The organism is Algoriphagus ornithinivorans (assembly GCF_900115305.1).
GTDB lineage: Bacteria > Bacteroidota > Bacteroidia > Cytophagales > Cyclobacteriaceae > Algoriphagus > Algoriphagus ornithinivorans.
This window is the reverse complement of the sequence record NZ_FOVW01000001.1, coordinates 297,944-318,105: the sequence shown is the minus strand read 5'-3', so window position 1 is coordinate 318,105 and position 20,162 is coordinate 297,944. Positions and strand designations below refer to the sequence as shown.

The window sequence follows — 20,162 nt, the reverse complement described above, 5'->3', positions numbered from 1 at the left end:
AATTATAAATCTAAAAAACTTATTCGCAGATAACTCTCCATTTAAATAAAAAAGCCACTCCGGTTACCCAGAGTGGCAATGAAAGAACATGAAATTAAATTTAGAATTTCAATCCCAAAGTCAAGTAAAAGGTTCTACCGTCTGCCGGCATAATACCTGGCCCTGGATATCCCCCCGCTCTTCGGGTAAAATATCTTTCATCTGTTAGATTATTAACTCCCGCTTTGATTGAATGCTGCTTCCAAACATTCCAAGATGCAGATAAGTCCTGAACCTGATATGCTGGAATCAAGCCCACAGTAGCAGTCGCGTTGGGTTCAACCGTATTGGATGCATCAGAGAAAGCTTCTCCAACATCGCTCAACTGCCAAGTCATGGAGAACTTACCCAGATTGTAGGTTGCACCAAATCGATTGATTTTTCTCGGCGCATTTTCTACTTGGTTTCCTTCCAGATTTCTTGTCACAATCTCTCCATTGCTGACAGATGTCACTTCAAAATCTCCGTAAGTGGCATCAATAAAGGCCAAGGAAGCGAAAAGGTGTAGGTATCCAAATCGAGAACTTTCAAAAATTGCCGTCACGGGATCAAATTCCACATAGCCTTCAAATCCACGGCTGATTGAATTTCCAAGATTGGTTCTGAATTGATAGATACTTCCATCTTGTCTGCTTTGGGCAATTGTTCCGATTCTGTCCTGATAGTTGAGTTGGAAATAGCCCAAGTCAAATTTGACATAAGGGAAAATTGAACCTCTGTATCCAAAATCAAAATTATATCCTCTGGAGTCCTGCAAATTTGGATCAATCACATCCGTTGTAGCCGGAGGAGTCAAATCTGAAATCAATACCGGCCTATATGCCTGAGAGAAGTTGGTGTAAAACTCTGTAGTCTTAGTGACATGGTATTCCGCTCCCAAACCCAACAATACAAAGTTTCGGGTTCTGGTAATCGGCTCTAAAGTTTGAGGAACTCCGTTGGTCAAATTCAGCTGACCTTCCATATTAGAGCGGATATTTTCATAGCGTAGACCGGCAGTCAAGAGAAACTTATCATTGAACCTGAATACATTTTCTGCAAATGCAGCTGTATTGATGTTATTGAAGTCCAGTTGTCTTCTGAAGTCTCCCTCTCGTACGGAGAAATCCATTTCAAAGCCAGCAGTGCCTGTTCCTAGCTGCCTTCTGTCAATTGCACCATTGAAATATCGGAATCCTGTGATCAAAGTCTGTTCCTGGCCAAACAGCTCATAGTTGGTACTCATTCTCAATTCGGTTCCGTAGGTAGTGTAGAAATCTCTATCCACCTGGCGGTTACCCAAATCGTCCTCCTGATTTATCGGACGCATAAAGCCTACGGAATTTCTTTCAGCAAATGTTCCAAATGCCTTCCAATTTAACTTGGTGCTAGGTGACACGATGTATTCTGCGGAAAGGGAAGGAATGAACCAAGGAGTATTGAACCAATTTCTACTTCTGGTGCTTTGACGGGAATCTTCCTCGAATTGTGCATCAGTAACACCTCCGGGTTGCTGGGTCTCTGTGGTCATATAGGTCATTTCATAACCCAACTTCAGACGGTTGCTGGCAGCATAATTAACCTCTAAGTGAGCATGATCTGTATTGAAAAATCCATTTTCTCTCCAGCCATCACCCCTTCTTTTTTGATAATAAGCTGTGTAATTCCATTTTCCTTCGGTTCCTCCTATGTAGTTGAAAGAACTGAAAAGCCCATAGCTTCCAACTGTATTAATTGACTCAGCAGTGAAACGGGTAGATTTATCCGGCTTTCTTAAGACAAAATTCATCAAGCCACCAAACTGAGGGCCATATTGTAAAGAAGATGCACCTCGGATGATCTCAATCTGCTCTACCACTTCCATAGGAGGTGTAAAATAAGCCTCAGGATATCCCATAGGATCAGGGGTAATATCATAGCCATTCATTCTGACATTGAATTCCCAAGATCTATTAGGGCTTAACCCTCGGGAGGCTACCCCCAACTGAATACCTGATCCGTCATTTTCCCAGATGGACATTCCCGGAGTTTTACCAAAAATCTGACGGCTATTGTTCATCGCCAAATTGGCATTGATCTCTCCTATTTTAATGACTTCATTCTTCTTTCCCGCATTGATTCTGAAGTCAGAAACTTCAGGAAGATTCTCTTGACCTAAGATCCCCCTGCTTGCGGAAACATTAACTTCTGATAAAAGCAAATCGCCCTCTTGAAGCGTGATATCAAACTCTTTGGTCTCCTGCTCTCCAATTGAGAATTCTTCAGACCAAGTTTGAAATCCCACTAAACTCACCATAAGGGTGTAATTTCCTTTCGGAAAATCTTTCAGCTCATATCTGCCATTTAAATCAGACTGAACCCCTCTCACTGTTCCTTCCAAAACAATTGAAGCACCACGAACCGGATTTCCATTTTCGTCAGAAATCCTTCCTTTGATCAAGTTTTTCTGTGCGAAAAGCTCTGTAGAAAACAGCAAACTGCAAATCAATAAACTGTAAACGAACCTCATCTCCTATCTTTATCTAGATTGATTTAAAATAATGATGCAAATGTAAATGCAGCCGAAATCTCAAGCAATACTTATTTGGAAAAAATCTAAATAAAGATTGTGAATTAATCGTAATACTTTCATTTACAGCGTATAAAATTTAACACGATGACTTAAAAGAAGAGGCCATGGCTTACCTTGGACAGTTCTATCTCGTAAATTCATTTAAATTTGACTCACCCAAAACAGCCTAGATTGTGAAGAAAACTGCTCTTTTTCTTTTTCTCTCATTTTTTATTCAATATGTATTTTGTCAGGAAATCCCGGTTTTCGTGGCAGGTCAAGAAGGTCATGCCGTCTACCGTATTCCTGCCATTATTTCTTTGCCAAATGGAGATTTATTGGCCTTTGCAGAAGGCAGAGTGAATGGAACTGATGACTTTGGGGATATCAACCTGGTCATGAAAAGAAGCTTGGATGGTGGACATACCTGGTCTCCTATTCAAACATTGGTGGATTATGACAGCTTACAGGCTGGAAACCCCGCTCCGGTTGTAGACTTGTTTGATCCCAATTACCCTAATGGCGTCATCATCCTTTTTTACAATACCGGAAATAATCATGAATATGATATTCGGATGAATAAAGGTGTGAGGGAAGTTTGGATGATGAAATCTTTCGATTTGGGAAGAACTTGGGAAACTCCAGAAAATATTACCCTGCAAGTTCACAAACCCAATAATCCAAGTTTCAATCCTGCCTATCAAAACCCAGAAGATTGGAGACATTATGCCAACACTCCGGGGCATGCATTTCAGTTTCAAGAAGGGCCTTACAAGGGAAGAATCTTTGTAGCAGCCAATCATTCCAAAGGAGACCCGCAAGATAATTTTTCAGAGTATCAAGCCCACGGTTTTTTCACAGATGATCACGGTAAAAGTTTTTCATTATCTGAATCCATAGATATTCCCGGTTCAAATGAATCTATCGCAGCAGAAATAAGCGATGGACGGATGATCATGAGCATCCGAAATCAACGTGGTGATATCCGGCAGAGGATTCTGGCCTATTCCTCAGACGGAGGGCAAACATGGGAGAATGTGCATTTTGAAGATCAGTTGCCAGATCCCGTTTGTCAGGCATCTATTTTGTCTATAGGTGAAATAGAAGGTAAAACCATTTTAGCACATTCAAACGCCGCAGATACGGAAGAACGCAATTATTTGACTATCAAAATCAGTTATGATGAAGGCCAAACTTGGGACCATATCATTCCTGTCGACTACACCGGAGATTCTGCTCTACTACCTTGGACAGCTTATTCAGATCTGGTAAAACTCGATCAAAAAAAGCTGGGCATACTCTATGAGAGAAATCAGTATCAGGAAATAATCTTTAAAATTTTGGCTTGGAGCCCAAATTTCTAAGCCATTACTGCATCTTCTTTATTAATCGGTTTGGCTTTTTTCGTCTTCTTATTTTTTCTCCCCCACCAAATTAGACATCCTGTAACTGGCAAAGAAGCTATGATTGCACTGAGGCAAAAGGCTAAGATTTTTCCAGCCAAGCCTCCTATTGCTCCCACGTGAATATCATAATTCATCCTCGCCAACTTATCGCCAAATGATGCTTCCGGAAAGCGGTTCCAAATATGATCAACCGGAAGTTCTTCCATAGTGTATTGGTCAAAATACCTGTAATCCATTTTCCAATAAGTGCTGGCATCGGGATTTGCATTGGTTGCAATGGAAGCATGCTCAAATTCAGGAGGGTGAACCTCAATCCATTCAGCATTGGGATAAAGTGCTCTCATTTTGAGCCAAGCTCTATCCAATGCAGGAAGGGAATCTGTGGCAACCTGTGTGGAGTCAGACACTGGGGTATAATACTCTTGATAATCTTTACCACCTGTGCTGGCAAAATAAACTGCATCTCTAAACCATGTATATCCCCAAACCAGTCCAGTCAATGCAAAAACTAGGGCAAAAGTCAAGACGTAAAACCCAAGCACTTGATGTAGGTCATAATTCTTTCTTCTCCATCTGGCACCCCATCTAATACTGAATTTTTGGGATTTTTTCTGTTTCGATTTAGGCCACCAAAGGATTAAGCCGGAAATACACATGACTAAAAAAATCAAAGTAAACCCAGCAACCACTGGTTGACCGATTTCTGGCGGAAGCCATAAGTAAAAGTGTCCATCAAGCACTATCCTAAAGAAATCTGCAAACTCATCCTTTACTTTTAATACCTCTCCAGTGTAAGGGTTGACATAAACAAAGTAATAGTAATGCTCTTCAAAACTATAATAAATAGCCTGGGCAGCTCTATCTGCAGTTGGATAAAGCACTGCATGAAGATGCTTTCCCGGTAATGCCTGATCAGCCTTTTCCCAGATTTCGGTAGGATATAATACCGGTTTATCTTGAGGCTCTACAAATCGATAGTCCTGGGTCAAATCCTGAATTTCAGATTGAAAGGCATAAATACAGCCTGTGACCGCAACTATAAACACCACTAGCCCGGAAGATAATCCGAGCCAGAGGTGAATTTTACCAATCCATTTTTTAAGATGCATTAGAATCTATAATTCAAGCTTAAAGAAATATTTCTCGGACTTTGAGGAGTCACTGTTGACCAACCTGTATAGTATTTTTGATTAGTCAGATTATTGACTTTCAAGGCTAACAAGTATTGAGAACCTGTATAAGAGATGGATGCATCCAACACTTGGTATGCTGGAAGTGCAAAGGTTCCGGTGTTGGCTCTATTCAGTGTCAAATGCTCACTGGCAGCATTTCCTCCGAATCCTAGTCCTAATCCTTTCAAAGATCCTTGTGTCAAAGTATAGCTGGCCCAAAAGTTCACCAACTGGTCAGGTCCAGCCTGCTCAGGTCTTAAGCCCAAATAGCCGTTTTCAGGATTGTCTGCTGTTACTTCGGAATGGTTTTTTGCAAAACCTGCCACCAAGTTCAGGCCTCTCAGAGGATTGGCAATCAAGCTGAATTCAAAGCCTCTACTTACCACTTCCCCTCCTTGAATAGAGTTATTAATATTGTTTGGGTCAGCCATTACCCGGTTTTTAACCAGGATATTATAATAGCTGGCAGTGGCTGAAATCTTATTTTGATACAGGTTGGTCTTCACGCCGAATTCCAACTGATTGGCTTGTTCTGGGTCAAAAGTCCGTATTCTCGGATTAGAACCGTCCGCATCACTCACTTGTGCGGGCGCGACATTGACAAAGCCATTCATATAGTTTCCGAAAATGGAAACCTTATCCTTTATGGGTTGATACACGATCCCAAATTTGGGAGAAAGTGCGGTTTGTTCATTTCTTTCCTCCTCCGAAACCCCTTCAGTCTGATCACTGAATCTATCAACTCTCAAACTGGTCATTACTGATAAGCGAGGCAGCAGTTCTGTGACATTGGAAATGTAGGCACTGATGACCTGGTTTTGAGCAGAGGAATTTCCTACAAAAGTTCCTTTCAAAATATCATCTACTCCAGCACGGGTTAAATCACCCGTATCGGCTCCTTCTGCCAGAGAAATCATTCCATTGGCTCTCCAGGCAGTGCTTCCGTCCAAGACATTGGATTGAAAGTAATCCAGACCAATTACCGTTTTGTTTTTAAAACTGCCAAGGTTGAATTCCCCTATGAAATTTTGCTGCACATCTGTGGTGATGGTTTGCCCATTTCGATCTGAAATAAAACGAACAAAGTCATTTCCATTGGTCTGATCCCAGAGATAGTGATAGTACCCATCCGTCTTGGTGGAACTTCTGGAAAGCACAGTTTGGGAAGTCCAGTTAGGTGAAAGCTCATAGAAGGCCTGTGCCTGAATGGCATAAGATGTATTTCTGATGGACAATTCATTGCTGGTAAAAGAGCGGAAATAATTTTGCTCAAAAAGATCAATATTCTCAAATGATAATGGGGCATTTCGATTTAAGAATATCATGGGCGCATTGACTGATTCAGCATTTAAGAACTCAGTATTAATTAAAAATGTAAGCTTTTCGCTTGCCTTTAATCGGAAAGAAGGAGCTATAAAAAATGATTTTCTTCCTCCTGCATCCTGAAATGAATTTTGAGATTGATAAGCAGTATTAACTCTCATCGCAGCATCAGTTGTCAAAGGAATATTGACATCACCAGTTAACCTGTTTAACCCAAAACTTCCCGTTATAAACCCTAATTCTCCCTTGAATTGATCCATGGGCTTTTTGGTGGTAATGTTTATCAGACCTCCATAAGAAATCAAAGGACTTCCAAATAGCGTACCGGATGGCCCCTTGATCACATCTACAGATTCTATATTAGCAGGGTCTAAACTTCCATTATTCACGCTTGGTAGTCCATTGACCATAGTAGGTTGAACAGAAAATCCTCTCATGCTATAATACTCGGCACCATCGCCCCCTCTACCGGTTGATTCCCAAAGTCGGGTCACACCTGTAGCATTTTTCATCGCTTCATTCACGCTGGTAGCAACTTGCTCTTTGAGAAGCTTGGAGGATATTGAATTATAAACCTGGGGATTTTCCAAGTCCTTGAGTGGAAGCTTGGCTATTGTAAATGCACTATCCTCATAAAATCGATTCGAAAATTGATCAGAGACTACTATTTCATCCAGATCAGTAGAGCTTTGCTGAAGCTGAAAGTTCAAGGTTAAAACCTGATCGGCACTTAATTCTATTGTTTTTTCCTGCTTTTCTGCACCTACAAAAGAAGCAAACACAGTCAGCCTTCCAGGCTCTATTCCTTTGATTTCAAAGTTTCCAAAACGATCGGTACTTGCCCCCTTGGACTTACCTTTAATTCCAACATTGACAAATTCTACACCTTGGTTATCTGAGGTGGTAACCTTCCCTTTGATAGTAGCTGTTTGTCCTAAAGCACTGATTACCATCAGGCAAACCAGACTAAAACTGAGTACAAATTTATGGTTCATGCTGTTGATTTTAATTTAACGACACAAACCTATTAATTAGACTAATTCTAAACAAGCTATTTAGAAATAATCTAAAGAAAAATAATCATTGAATTAACCTATCGAAATCCTTCCCTCTTCTTTTAAGTGCTTTTTAAAAGATTTCGAAAAAAGTAAATCTTAAAACTACCTTTTAGTAACAAATATCAATGGACTGGTAAAACTAGGGGTTAGAAATACTGCCTTTCCAGGCCCCAATTGTTGTGATGAAAAGTTATAACCTATCTCGTAGGGTGCAATTATTTTTTTTGACCATGTTCTTCCTGAATCATTTGAAGTCACCCACCTTCTGGTACATGGGCTAACAATCATGCAGGCATCGAATAGCAATACCCCTAATAAATCATCTCCTCTATGACTGATTATTTGTAGAGGATGATCTGCAACTTTCTGAATTTTACCCGTTAATCTATCCAGGCGAAGGGTTTCATTATTTCTAAAGACAAAAAACTGATTTTCATTTATCGCATAATTGAAAACATCTGTAGGTTCCGCAATCCTTCCTAAAAACCCCCAAGTCTCACCGGCATCCTCCGTAATGTAAATAGGAGCAGACAAATCAACAAGATAACCTGTATTTGAATTTTCCCAAACGATCTTTGACAGGTTGGTTTTCAGTTCAACCTCCTCCACATTTAACCAGGTTTTTCCAGAATCTTTTGTTTCGAATAATTGATTAATTCCTTCATTTTGTCCAGGTATAAATTGAACTCCAAATGCAAAGCCTTTGGTAGGTGAAATAAAAGAGATTTCATCCAATCGGATATTCCTTACAGTCCATTTTTCCCAATTTTCACCAGAATCGGTACTCCGTAAAAAATTAGTAACCACCTCTCTATTTACCTCATCCAAACTATCCAAGGCCACCCAAATATGATTCTCATCCAGAACTGCTAATTCTCTCCTATTCACCGAAGTTAAATTACCTGTTAGCTGGGAGAAATTTCTTCCTCCGTCTGTAGACTTTAAAAGTGAATTACTTAAAAAAAAGAAATTCTTCTCATTCAAAAATAGATAATCTGAATATGGACCTGAATAATTAACATCTACTTCCTTAACCTCCCAACTTACCAAAGGAAGGCCTATCGGTTCTGTTTCTTCGTCCTTTTTGCATGAAATCAAAACAACTAGGACAAGGGTAAAATTAATGTATTGCCTTTTCATGTTTAAAAATCCATCTTTTTATGAAAGATAACACTTGTTCATAGCTTTATCAAATAATTATTAGTTGGAACTCTCTTTATACAAAGTGGTCTCGAAAACAAAAAAGCACGAACTGAATTCGCGCTTTTATATAATATTTGATTCAAAATACCGGTGAACGGCCATTATTTTTTCACTTCAACTTTTTCAACCCTTTCAACTCCTCTTTGGTAGCTTCTTTGATGTGAACAGCATACCCTCCACCCGGTGCGGAAAATTGTTTGAGAACTGATTTAGCATCCACTGCAAACTTTTTAATTTCATAAGCCTGTGGATTGCTTTTGAAATGGGCATCTGCTTTATCTGCATAAATTACCGCTATATAAGATTTGGATGGGTCCAGAAAATTGAAACTTACCTGCCCTGTTCTTCCGGCCATTCCATTGACATTTCCGACAAACCAATCGCCGGAATCCTTCGCTTTCCTAGCAATAGTCAAGTAATAGCCAGGTTCTGCCTCCAAATACAAACTTTTCTCCCAGTCTATAGCCACGTCTTTGATAAACTGAAATGCATCAGGGAAACGGTCATAATTTTCAGGATAATCTGCTGCCATTTGAAGCGGTGAATACATGGTCACGTATAAGGCTAGTTGATTAGCCAAAGTACTATTGACATGGGATCCATTGAAAACATCCATTTCAAAAATACCCGGAGTGTAATCCATAGGCCCTCCAATCTGTCTTGTAAATGGTAAAATGGTCACATGATTTGCCTTGCTACCGCCAAATGCCTGATATTCTGTTCCTCTGGCTGATTCGTTGGCAATCAAGTTAGGCCAGGTTCTCGCTACCCCTGTCGGTCTTACGGCCTCATGCGCATTGACCATAATTTGGTATTCAGCAGCTTTTTCTATGGCATATTGGTAATGATTAACTATCCATTGGGAATAATGATATTCTCCTCTTGGAATGATATCTCCCACATAGCCACTCTTCACCGCCAGATATCCATAGTCTTTCATCAACTGATATGCTTCATCCATATGTCGCTCATAATTTCTGACGGAAGAAGAGGTCTCATGATGCATGATCATCTGCACACCTTTCGCTTTTGCATAATCCCTCACAGCATCTATATCAAAGTCTGGATAGGGAGTTAAAAAATCGAACACATAGTCCTTGGAATTGCCAAACCAATCTTCCCATCCTACATTCCAGCCTTCTACAAGTACTCCATCAAAACCATGTTTTGCTGCAAAATCAATGTACTTTTTAACATTTGCAGTGGTAGCACCATGTTTGCCATTGGGTTTTACCTGAGTGTAATCAGTTACACCCAATTTGACCGCTTTTAACTCATCGGTATAGGCCCAGCTACTTTGTCCGGTAATCATTTCCCACCAAACACCCACATATTTCATAGGCTTGATCCAGGATGTATTTTCGATTTTGGAAGGTTCATTCAAATTATAAGTGATGCGGGATTCCAGAATTTTTGCAGCATTTTCACCCACAATAACTGTTCGCCAAGGGCTTTGAACCGGAGTGACCAAAAAACCTTTATTGCCTTGAGAGTCGGGCGTCAAGTGGCTTTCAAAAACCAAGTCTTGATCGTTTAGATCCAAGTGCATAGCAGGGTAATCTATCAAAGCTGCCTCATGAATATTGATATACAAACCATCCGCTGATTTCATCATCAAGGCTGTCTGTACCCCTGTATCTGAAAATGGAGTTTGGGAAGCATTTGGGGTAATGGCTTCTTCCATCAAAGATCTGATTTCCGTCAACTTGGACTCCATGTAATCGTATTCCTGGGTATCATAATCTCCAGGAATCCAAAAAGCCGTATGATCTCCCGCCATAGCAAACTGTGTTCTTTCCTCCTGAACAACAAAGTGTCCCATGTTTTCCTGAACAGGAAACTCATAGCGAAAGCCCAGTCCAGTATCAAAAAGTCTAAATCTGATTTTGATTATTCTGCCTGTTTCTACCTGCTTTAACTCTACCAAAAATTCATTGTAATGATTTCTGATTTGGTTTTCTTCTCCCCAAACTGGATTCCAAATTTCATCTTTGGATGAGGTCTCTGAGTTTTTGACCTGAAATCCCTCCAACAAGTCGATCTCATCATTTTTCAAATCAAAGCCCAAAAGACTGGAAAGAACCACTGGCTTATTTTTGAAATTGAGCTGATAGCTAGGTTCTCCCTTATTGGTAAGAGAAAATTCCATTTGGAAATTCCCGTCGGGAGACCTGAGTACCTGTGCCTCAACAAAAAGCGAAATAAAGAATCCTGCAAGTAGCAGGAAGGTTGATTTTTTAAGCATAACAACATAAAATTTAAGCCTACAAATAAAGGATTTATCCCCTTGCCATTGTAGCAATGCCATTAAATTATTAGATTTTGAAACAAAACCCTATAGCCTACATCTATGAAAATCTGCACTTTACGAGTACCAGGCTTTTTCTCCATACTTTTCTTGACAAGCCTCATTTTAGCTTCCTGTCAAAGTCCCAAGGAAGAGGAGAAATCAAGTCCGATTTCTTCAGGAAATTTACTTCGGGATTATGTTCAAGCTCCTGATCCAACTTTTAGATACGAAATCGTCCATAGCAGCTCTGAATCAGACCATGATTACCATGTCTTAAAAATGTACTCCCAGCATTGGTTGGCTGATAGCATAGTCGATGAAACTGAATGGTGGCATTGGGTGTCTATTGTGGTTCCAAAAAAGGTAGAACATCAAACGGGCATGATGTGGATAGGTGGCGGGGCAAGAGATACTCCTCTGCCCACCAAAGCTCCTCCACTTATTTTGGAAGCAGCAAAGCAAACAAACTCCATCACAGCGCAAATTCACAACATCCCCTTTCAGCCGCTGACCTTCGCGAATGATTCATTTGGAGAGCGATATGAAGATGCAATTATTGCATACGGTTGGAGGAAATTTTTGGAGGGTGGAGCTAAAGATGAAGATGCTATTTGGCTGGCCAGATTTCCCATGACAAAAGCAGTAAAATTGGCTATGGATGCTGTATCTGAAGTGGCAAAAAATACCTATCAACAGGAAATAAATAACTATTTTGTAGCTGGAGCATCTAAAAGAGGATGGACCACCTGGACAACGGCTGCCACGGATTCAAGAGTAATTGCCATAGCACCGGTTGTGATAGATCTACTGAACTTGGAGCCCTCCTTTGCACATCACTGGAGAAATTATGGCTATTGGGCACCGGCTGTCAATGATTATGTGCGGGAAGGAATCATGGATTGGATGGGTACTCCGGAATTTGGAAGGCTTTTGGAGCTGACAGAACCTTATTCATTCATCGATGAACTGACTATTCCAAAACTATTAATCAATGCGGCTGGCGATCAGTTTTTTCAGCCTGACAGTTGGGAGTTTTATTGGAATGACTTGAAAGGAGAAAAGCACGTGCAATATGTTCCCAATTTCGGCCATGACTTATCTGAATCTGATGCCTTGCCGAATTTGATTTCTTTCTATTCCTCAGTTTTGAACCAAACACCTAGACCCACTTATAGCTGGGAGGTTCAGGAGGATAAGATCCTCATTCAAACTGACAGTACCTATTTACCAACTTCGGTAAAACTTTGGTCAGCATTCAATCCCCTTTCCAGAGATTTTAGAATAGATGAATTCGGGCCTAATTGGGTAGCCGAAGAAATCAGCATGCCTGCTTCGGGAAAATTGGAAGTTATGATGAAGGAGCCGAATGAAGGGTTTAGAGCGTATTTTGTAGAGCTAACTTATACAGGTAAGAGTCCCCTCAAAGTGTCTTCCGGAGTAGAAGTTTTACCGAGAACCTACCCCTATGAGGCCTTTACTCCCAAAAGGAAGGCTACCGCAGCGGAATAAAATCCCAACCCAAAATTTAACCGATTAACAATAAACTTTGCCAATAATATTCAAGAAGCCTTAAATTCAGATTCTCCAATCAATTTTAAACTATTAAACCTCAATTAACCAACCCATGAAAGACCCTAAAAAAACCGGTTCTGGACAGTCCCGGCGAGAGTTTATTAAAAATGCAGCCATTGCCTCTTCTTTTTTTATAGTACCTAGAAATGTACTGGGAGGAGTTGGATTTACAGCTCCTTCTGATCAATTGGTATTGGCAGCAATAGGTGCCGGAGGAAAAGGTGCCAGCGATATAGAACTTGCTTCGGTAGGAGGAAGAGAAAGAGTCATCGCTCTTTGTGACGTAGATTTTGCAGGCTCAGCCAAACGTTCAGTAGACAATTTCCCCAAAGCCAAGCTCTTTGCCGACTACAGGGAAATGTTGGATAAGATGCCTGAAATAGACGCTGTGACCATTTCTACCCCAGATCATGTGCATGGCCCTGCAGCCAAATATGCGATGGAGAGAAATAAGCATGTGTACGTGCAGAAGCCCATGACACATAATATCCGTGAGGCCAGAATGCTGACAGAAATGGCAAGAAGCCAGAAGGTAGTTACCCAAATGGGAAATCAAGGTGGTTCCAACCCCCTATTGAAGCTGGTGCAGCAATGGATAGATGAAGATAAAATCGGTACTATTTCCAAAGTTCAGGTTTGGACAAACAGACCTGTTTGGCCACAAGGCGGAGCTTTCCCCAAAGCAGAGCCAGGAGCAAAACCAGATGCCCTTAATTGGGATTTATGGTTAGGACCAGCTCCTGAGATTCCATTTACACCTAACCTTCATCCATTCAATTGGAGAGGTTGGTGGGATTACGGAACAGGTGCACTGGGCGATGTAGGATGTCATTTGATTGATATTCCGTTCAGAACTTTAGGATTGAAATACCCGACTGATGCAGAATGTAGTGTAGGCTCTGTATTTAGTCAAATGTGGACTCCGGATTACCATCCTGAGGGATGCCCTGCGTCCTCTTTCATCACCTTGCATTTTGACGCTACTCCAAAAAGTAAGTCAAAAATTGAAATGACTTGGAGCGACGGGGGTATCCGCCCTTCTCATCCTGACATCATTCCTGCCAATGAGGATATTGGAGGAGCAAATTCTGCAAATGGAGTATTAATTATTGGTGAAAAAGGAATCATTTCCACCAATATCAATGATTCATCCCCATTGATGCCGAAACTCTACCTGAATGACGGAACCACAGAAATGGGACCACAGTCTGAAGAAGGTTTTGAAAGAGAATATGGACACCAGAGACTATGGGTAGAAGCCTGTAAAGCTGGGTTTGGCAGCAAAGAACACCAAGGTTTGACTTCATCCTTTGACTATGCAGGTCCTATGACAGAAACAGTATTGATGGGTAATTTGGCCATCCGAAGCTATATGCTTCGAAAGGAAAACAGCCAGGGTAGAATGGAGTTTTTTGCAAGAAAAAAACTACTCTGGGACGGCGAAAATATGCGAATCACAAATCTGGAGGAAGCCAATCAATTTGTTGGCAGACAGTATAGAAAAGGATTTGAAGTTTAGATTTCAAGTCTATTTAAGCCCTTTCGACAGCATTCGAAAGGGCTTTTTTTATTCAGATAAATGATAAAACCTAATAAAATGGAAACCATCCTCTCCAGATTTTTTTCGATTGGAATATTCCTTTTCCTTCCTTTTGTATTTTTCTCCTGCGAAGAAAAATTAACAGAAAATCAAACCATTACTATCAATCCTCATTTGGAGTATTCAGATTATAAGGCCAAGGGAAATGAAATCATAATTTCCAGGGAAAAATATGAGAATCAACTGTATGGATTTTGGCTAGGCCAATGTATAGCAAATTGGACAGGCTTAATTACTGAAATGGATAAAATTGGAGGAGATGGTTTAAACGGAAAGGGAGCTGGGTTTTACACGAGAAATGATTGGGGTGGTTTGGATCAACCTGCTATTTGGGAAGATTCAGTTCCAGAACCAGGTAGAAAAATAGACTTCGTCTTAATCGGAGAACAAGGAACTTGGGGGGCAGATGATGACACAGATATTGAATACATTTATCAGTCCTTGATGTATGAGCATCAAGCCAGCAAATTAACTCCACAGCAAATTAGAGATGGATGGCTGAAACATATTTATTCTGACCAAAACACTCCTTTCATAGGAAAAGATGGAAAAACACCTGAAAATTATCTCTGGGTGTCCAACCAAAGGGCTCATGATTTGATGCGTGAAGGATTGTTGCCTCCTGCCACAGGAGACTCTGAAAATAATCCTGACTACGAAATGATTGATTCCCAATTGACCACAGAAATTTTTGGGCTTTTCGCACCGGGCAGACCAGACATCGCGCTGGAAATAGCTACTCTACCTATTCAAACGACAGCCCGAAACAATGCCGAATGGGCATCTCAGTTTTATGTGGTCATGCATTCTTTGGCACCTGTGGTCGATACTAACAAAAGTCAAAAAGAACAAGTATTTGGATTAGCTCAAGAAGCCCGAGCATACCTGCCAGAAGGTTCAGTAGTAGCAAGTATGTTTGATTTTGTATGGGATAATTATCATCAGGGAATTCCTTGGGAAGAAACTCGGGACAGCTTACATCACCTATATCAAATCCAACAAAAAGCTGGAAATAATTGGTATTATCAGGACCAAGTTTGCAATGGTTGCTTTGCTGCAGGAATCAATTTTGGTGCAGGAATCATTAGCCTTCTTTACGGTGAGGGAGATTTTAAAGAAACCATAAAAATAGGAGCTTTAGCAGGTTGGGATTCTGATAATCCCACTGCTACCTGGGGAGGGCTGCTTGGATTTTTGATTGGTAAAGAGGGAATCGAAAAAGAGTTTGGTCAAAAATTCTCGAATAAATTTAATATTCACAGAACCCGCGGAGGATTCCCTAATGAGGGTATTGATACTTTCGAAAATATGGCAAAAACCGGCATTCAAATAATTGATCGAGTGATTCAGGAAAAAATCAATGGGGGAATCAAGCTTCAAACAAACCAATATTTTATTCCTAAAAAGAATTAATTAACTCTATGAAAAGAAATACTCGCTGGTTAATCCAATCTGTATTGGGTCTGCTTCTCACGGGAACTGGTCTCTCAATGGCTATTGATGCAGGATTGCAAAAGCTTTCCGGAAATGAATGGTTTTGGTATGGAACCGCTGCTCTAATTGTATTTCAAGCAGGGCTCTGTTTAGTGATTGACGGATTGAGATTTCATCCAAAATCTTCGAAATGAATGCTTCATAGTCTTATATTTCTGAAAAATTAAAACACCCAACACCATGATTAAGAAAATCAGCATAGCAATTTTGATTATACTCATTGCTATTCAATTCATTTCTTATGAAAAAAATGAGTCTGCCAATTACGAGTTTGATATTTCAAAAAGCTATAACATTCCAGACAATGTGCAGACCATCTTTAAAAATGCCTGTAATGATTGCCACACCAATCAAACCATTTATCCTTGGTATAGTCAGATCGAACCTGTGGGCTATTGGTTGAATAGTCATGTAACAGATGGCAAGCGACACCTGAATTTTTCTGAATTTACCAATCGTCCATTGGCAATTCAATATCATAAATTGGAGGAGGTAGTCGAAGTAATGGAAGAAAAGGAAATGCCATTAGATTCCTATACCAATTTCGGATTACATCCCGAAGCAAATTTATCAGACGAAGAGAGGGAAATTTTAATAAACTGGGCCAAAGAGCAAATGGCTTATTTGCAAGCTACCTACCCTGCTGACAGTTTGGTTCGAAAAAGAAACTAAAAAAAAAGAGAGGCTGATACCAGTCTCTCTTTTTAATTAACTAATTATATTATTCTCCAAATAGGTCAAAGTTGAAATCATTAAATATTGAAACCACTTTAGCATCCAATACTGACAAATTTTTCATGTCAGTTTCATTGAAGACACCTGAGGCAAATCCCTGCCATAATTGGTTCCCTGTAGTAGCATCCATAAAGTTAACTATTACAGTTCCTTCTTTTACAGGTACCATTTTAGTGGATACTGATCTTGGACCAAATCCTAAATAATCTTGACCATTTGTCATAGTGTAGGTTCTCAATTCTGTGTCTTCTTCCAAAATCTGAAAGTTGACTAACATGTCAGGATTTTTTTCATCCAAGATAAATCCTCTAGCTTTCATTTGAGTTTCGATAGCTTCTTTCAAATGACTTCTGGCTGTCATATTGTTATAGACTAATACCATATCATCACTTACTAGCATTTGATCGTTTGGAATCATGTCTTTTTCAAAAACCCAATTATAGGTTTGATATTCAGACAAATCAGCACCTTCTCTTTTATCGGTATAGACTGTCTGACTCAACGCAAAGCCAACAAGGAGAAAATTAGCGAATATTAAACTAAATATATTTTTAAAATTAAATAACTTCATAATTGGTTAAAATTTAAGATGAAACAAATTATTATAAATCTTTAATTGACTTACATTATATATAACGTGAATATATAATAAATGTTACGAATATATACAGATTAAAACATAATATATATTTGATAGATAGGAGCTATGTTATATAATATTTTTATTTGAATTATTCTCCCCCTATTTTTAAGCATGAAGAAGTTTAATCATTCGGAAGTTCGCTGGGGTATTATCGGAGTTGGAGATGTATGTGAGGTCAAATCAGCTCCTGCCATGGACAAAATCCCAAATAGCAAGATTATAGCTGTCATGCGCAGATCAGAAGAAAAAGTGAAGGATTATGCCCAAAGACATGAAATAGATACTTGGTATACGGATGCGCAACAACTGATTCATGATCCCAAAGTCAATGCAGTCTACATAGCCACACCTCCACATGTACACCTGGAACTATGCAAATTGGCTGCAGAGGCCGGAAAACCGGTGTATGTGGAAAAACCCATGGCCAGAAATTATGCAGAATGTCTGGAAATGATCCAGGTATGTGAAAAGCATGAGGTGCCTTTATTTGTTGCCTATTATCGAAGAACGCTCCCTCATTTTGTCAAAATCAAAGAGTTATTAAATGAAGAACATATTGGAGATATACGCACTGTTCATATCAATATGAAACAGGTGGTTGAGCCTGAAATTATTGCTCAGTTGGAAAACAACTGGAGAATTCAACCGGAAATATCAGGAGGTGGCTACTTCTTTGATTTGGCTTCCCATCAATTGGACCTGCTGGCTTTCTTTTTTGGAGATATCATTTTTGCCAATGGGCTTTGTAGCAACCAAGCGCAAGCCTATGAAGCTGAGGATATTGTTGTCGGGTCTTTTGCCTTTGAAAACGGAGTTTTGGGAACCGGAAACTGGTGCTTCACCAGTTCCAAGTCAGCGGAAAAGGATGAAATCGTCATAGACGGAAGCAAAGGTCAAATCAAAGTGGAAACCTTTGGTAAAGGAGAGTTCACAGTTTTTAAAGACGGGAAAGAACCTTACCACTATCAAGTAGATCTACCCAAGCATATTCAGCAACCTCTTATAGAAAGCATTGTATCGCAATTACTTGGAAAAGGCAGCTGCCCAAGCACAGGAATTACCGCTTCCAAAGCAAACTGGGCAATGGATCTGTTGACTTCAAAAAAAATCTAAGAAAATTTCAATTTTTTCTATCAATCTCAATTTCTGATAAAATGCCCATTTTCAGGCTAGTTTTTATAGGAAGCTTATTTGCTTTGGAAAAACTTTTGTTCCTAAAAATAATAATTATTTAATTTTTTTAAATAAGTATATATTTTTTAAAAGTATTTTTCATTAAAATGAAATATAATCACCGAACCTTCTATTAATTTTTTACGATAATACCAATAAACCATTTGGATTTTCATGAAAGTTCGAAAGATTGGCTTGATTTTAGTTTCTATTAGAATGCAACCTTTACAGAGAAAGATGCATCTATAAATTAAAACCAACCAGCCGGAAAATCCAGATTTCCCACTTTAAACCACAAACAAATGAAAAAGCTACTCTCAAATTACTGGCACCGGTCCATACTCGCTGGAATAGTATTCTTAGGGATCTTATTCACTCAACCTTCCAAAGCAGAAGATTGGAATGGAGTTTCATTTCAGGTATTCTATGATGAATTACAGCCTTATGGAGACTGGATCAAAGACGCTCGACATGGATACATTTGGTTGCCTGCTGTTCAGGGAGATTTTCATCCTTACCGAACCAACGGCCATTGGGTGATGACTGAATATGGCAATACCTGGGTGTCTTATTATGATTGGGGCTGGGCACCATTTCACTATGGAAGGTGGTACTTCGATGACTACTTCCAAAGCTGGGCTTGGATACCGGGTTATGATTGGGGACCGGCCTGGGTAAGTTGGAGAAGTGGGGGTGGTTATTATGGTTGGGCTCCATTAGGCCCGGCTTTTTCTGTCAATGTAAGGATCAACATTCCTACTTATCATTGGGTTTTCTTGCCTTGCAACAGGATTTATGACAGATATTCTTATCGATACTATGCGCCATACAATCATAGGGTTAAGATTATCAACCGAACCAAAATCATCAATAACACGGTAATTTATAATAACAATACCTATATCACAGGTCCTAGCAGAAGAGAGGTAGAGAGAACTATCAGAAGAACAGTTCCAGTATATCAGGTAAGACAAAGCAGTAACCCAGGAAGAGCTTCTGTATCCAGAAATTCAGTAGATATCTACAGGCCTGATCTGCAAGCTTCTTCAAGAGGCAGAACTGTGGACGCAAGACCCTCCAGAGTATCAAGTCCTGATCAGGTGAGAAGCACCAGAAGCGCAGGTACGACAAATGCAGGTGGAAGAAATTCAGAAATACGATCAGATGAGAGATCTGCCTATCCTTCTAGAGGAGGACAAAACTCCCGCTATGAAAGTAGCCCTTCTAGAAGCTCGAATGATAGCAGGGTAAGAACTGCCGAGCCGAGCAGAGGTAGAGATGCAAACTTCGAGATGAGACCTTATCAAGAAAATAGAAGAGGCAGCTCCCCTGCTCCTTCGAGACAAGGTGAAGTTCGTAATTCTCCAAATACTTCTAGAGAGGCAGATGTCAGAAGGCCTTCAGCACCTAGCAGACAGTCTGATGTCAGAACTCAGCCAAGTAGACAATCCAATGTGAGAACTCAACCAGCACCTAGCAGACAAGAGTCAGTAAGGCCTGATGCCTCGAGAAGAAGTACTCCGCAAGTGAATACACGCTCAAGCGCTCCAAGTAGAAGCAGCTCAAGTCCTGCCGGTTCAAGGGTTCAAAGACCTAGCTCCAATACCAAAAGCACAGGGGCAAAAGTAGAGTCCAGGTCTTCCTCCAACAGATCTTCTTCAGGAAGTACAAGAGGAAGTTCATCTAGAGGAAATTCTAGGAATAATTGACAAGGAATGAAACTATTTGATGAGTCAAAAATAGTCTACCTATCAACTAACTTTGGATAATAAGTTCGATGACCGATGACCGATGTTTGCTTTAATTGGACTTCAGCCCATCTTTCAAGTCGAATAAATCAAAATTGATTGATAAGAGTATCCTTATAAAAATGTAAAGAGCGCGGTTTTAAAAGCCGCGTTTTTTATTTCAACAGACTAGAAAA

The 20,162-nt window shown here is 40.0% G+C and carries 14 protein-coding genes; 8 read left to right on the top strand and 6 right to left on the bottom strand.

The window, feature by feature from the left end; translation table 11 throughout:
- Window positions 1-100: 100 nt before the first annotated feature.
- Window positions 101-2,527 carry a TonB-dependent receptor gene (locus BM073_RS01385; RefSeq protein WP_091649236.1) on the bottom strand — a complete coding sequence of 809 codons (2,427 nt, stop codon included), beginning with the start codon at window positions 2,525-2,527 and terminating at the stop codon, window positions 101-103.
- A gap of 236 nt (window positions 2,528-2,763) precedes the next feature.
- Here BM073_RS01385 and BM073_RS01380 point away from each other — a divergent pair, with 236 nt between their 5' ends.
- Window positions 2,764-3,933, top strand: coding sequence for a sialidase family protein (locus BM073_RS01380; RefSeq protein WP_091649233.1), 1,170 nt, complete (start codon window positions 2,764-2,766; stop codon window positions 3,931-3,933).
- Here the strand turns inward: BM073_RS01380 and BM073_RS01375 are convergent.
- The 4 genes from BM073_RS01375 to BM073_RS01360 form a co-directional block, all read right to left on the bottom strand.
- Window positions 3,930-5,084, bottom strand: coding sequence for a PepSY-associated TM helix domain-containing protein (locus BM073_RS01375; protein ID WP_091649231.1), 1,155 nt, complete (start codon window positions 5,082-5,084; stop codon window positions 3,930-3,932). The genes BM073_RS01380 and BM073_RS01375 overlap by 4 nt on opposite strands.
- Window positions 5,084-7,465, bottom strand: a complete 2,382-nt coding sequence (locus tag BM073_RS01370; RefSeq protein WP_091649229.1) for a TonB-dependent receptor — start codon at window positions 7,463-7,465, stop codon at window positions 5,084-5,086. The genes BM073_RS01375 and BM073_RS01370 overlap by 1 nt, the downstream gene beginning before the upstream one ends.
- A 165-nt stretch (window positions 7,466-7,630) precedes the next feature.
- Window positions 7,631-8,668, bottom strand: a complete 1,038-nt coding sequence (locus BM073_RS01365; RefSeq protein ID WP_091649226.1) for a hypothetical protein — start codon at window positions 8,666-8,668, stop codon at window positions 7,631-7,633.
- 172 nt (window positions 8,669-8,840) lie between these two features.
- Window positions 8,841-10,976 (bottom strand): glycoside hydrolase family 97 protein, encoded by a 2,136-nt coding sequence (locus BM073_RS01360; protein WP_091649224.1) that lies wholly within the window; start codon window positions 10,974-10,976, stop codon window positions 8,841-8,843.
- A 105-nt stretch (window positions 10,977-11,081) separates the two neighbouring features.
- Between BM073_RS01360 and BM073_RS01355 the strand changes: the two genes are divergently transcribed.
- The 5 genes from BM073_RS01355 to BM073_RS01335 all read left to right on the top strand — a co-directional run bounded on the left by BM073_RS01355 (window position 11,082) and on the right by BM073_RS01335 (window position 16,359).
- Window positions 11,082-12,530, top strand: a complete 1,449-nt coding sequence (locus BM073_RS01355; RefSeq protein WP_091649221.1) for a PhoPQ-activated pathogenicity-related family protein — start codon at window positions 11,082-11,084, stop codon at window positions 12,528-12,530.
- 115 nt (window positions 12,531-12,645) lie between these two features.
- Window positions 12,646-14,112, top strand: a complete 1,467-nt coding sequence (locus tag BM073_RS01350) for a Gfo/Idh/MocA family protein (protein ID WP_091649217.1) — start codon at window positions 12,646-12,648, stop codon at window positions 14,110-14,112.
- 78 nt (window positions 14,113-14,190) lie between these two features.
- Complete coding sequence (locus tag BM073_RS01345) at window positions 14,191-15,606, top strand: ADP-ribosylglycohydrolase family protein (protein WP_217643081.1); 1,416 nt, start codon at window positions 14,191-14,193, stop codon at window positions 15,604-15,606.
- Between the two features lie 8 nt (window positions 15,607-15,614).
- On the top strand, window positions 15,615-15,821 hold the full coding sequence (locus BM073_RS01340) for a hypothetical protein (RefSeq protein WP_091649212.1): 207 nt from the start codon (window positions 15,615-15,617) through the stop codon (window positions 15,819-15,821).
- Window positions 15,822-15,867: 46 nt separating this feature from the next.
- A complete protein-coding gene (locus tag BM073_RS01335) occupies window positions 15,868-16,359 on the top strand; it encodes a heme-binding domain-containing protein (RefSeq protein WP_091649209.1) in 492 nt (163 codons plus the stop codon).
- Between the two features lie 49 nt (window positions 16,360-16,408).
- On the opposite strand, the gene BM073_RS01330 is transcribed toward BM073_RS01335, so the two are convergent.
- Window positions 16,409-16,993, bottom strand: a complete 585-nt coding sequence (locus tag BM073_RS01330; protein WP_091649207.1) for a DUF4136 domain-containing protein — start codon at window positions 16,991-16,993, stop codon at window positions 16,409-16,411.
- 183 nt (window positions 16,994-17,176) lie between these two features.
- Between BM073_RS01330 and BM073_RS01325 the strand changes: the two genes are divergently transcribed.
- Together BM073_RS01325 and BM073_RS01320 are read left to right on the top strand one after the other, a co-directional pair.
- A complete protein-coding gene (locus BM073_RS01325; protein WP_091649204.1) occupies window positions 17,177-18,178 on the top strand; it encodes a Gfo/Idh/MocA family protein in 1,002 nt (333 codons plus the stop codon).
- A 362-nt stretch (window positions 18,179-18,540) separates the two neighbouring features.
- Window positions 18,541-19,947, top strand: a complete 1,407-nt coding sequence (locus BM073_RS01320) for a DUF6600 domain-containing protein (protein WP_091649202.1) — start codon at window positions 18,541-18,543, stop codon at window positions 19,945-19,947.
- Window positions 19,948-20,162 lie beyond the last annotated feature (215 nt).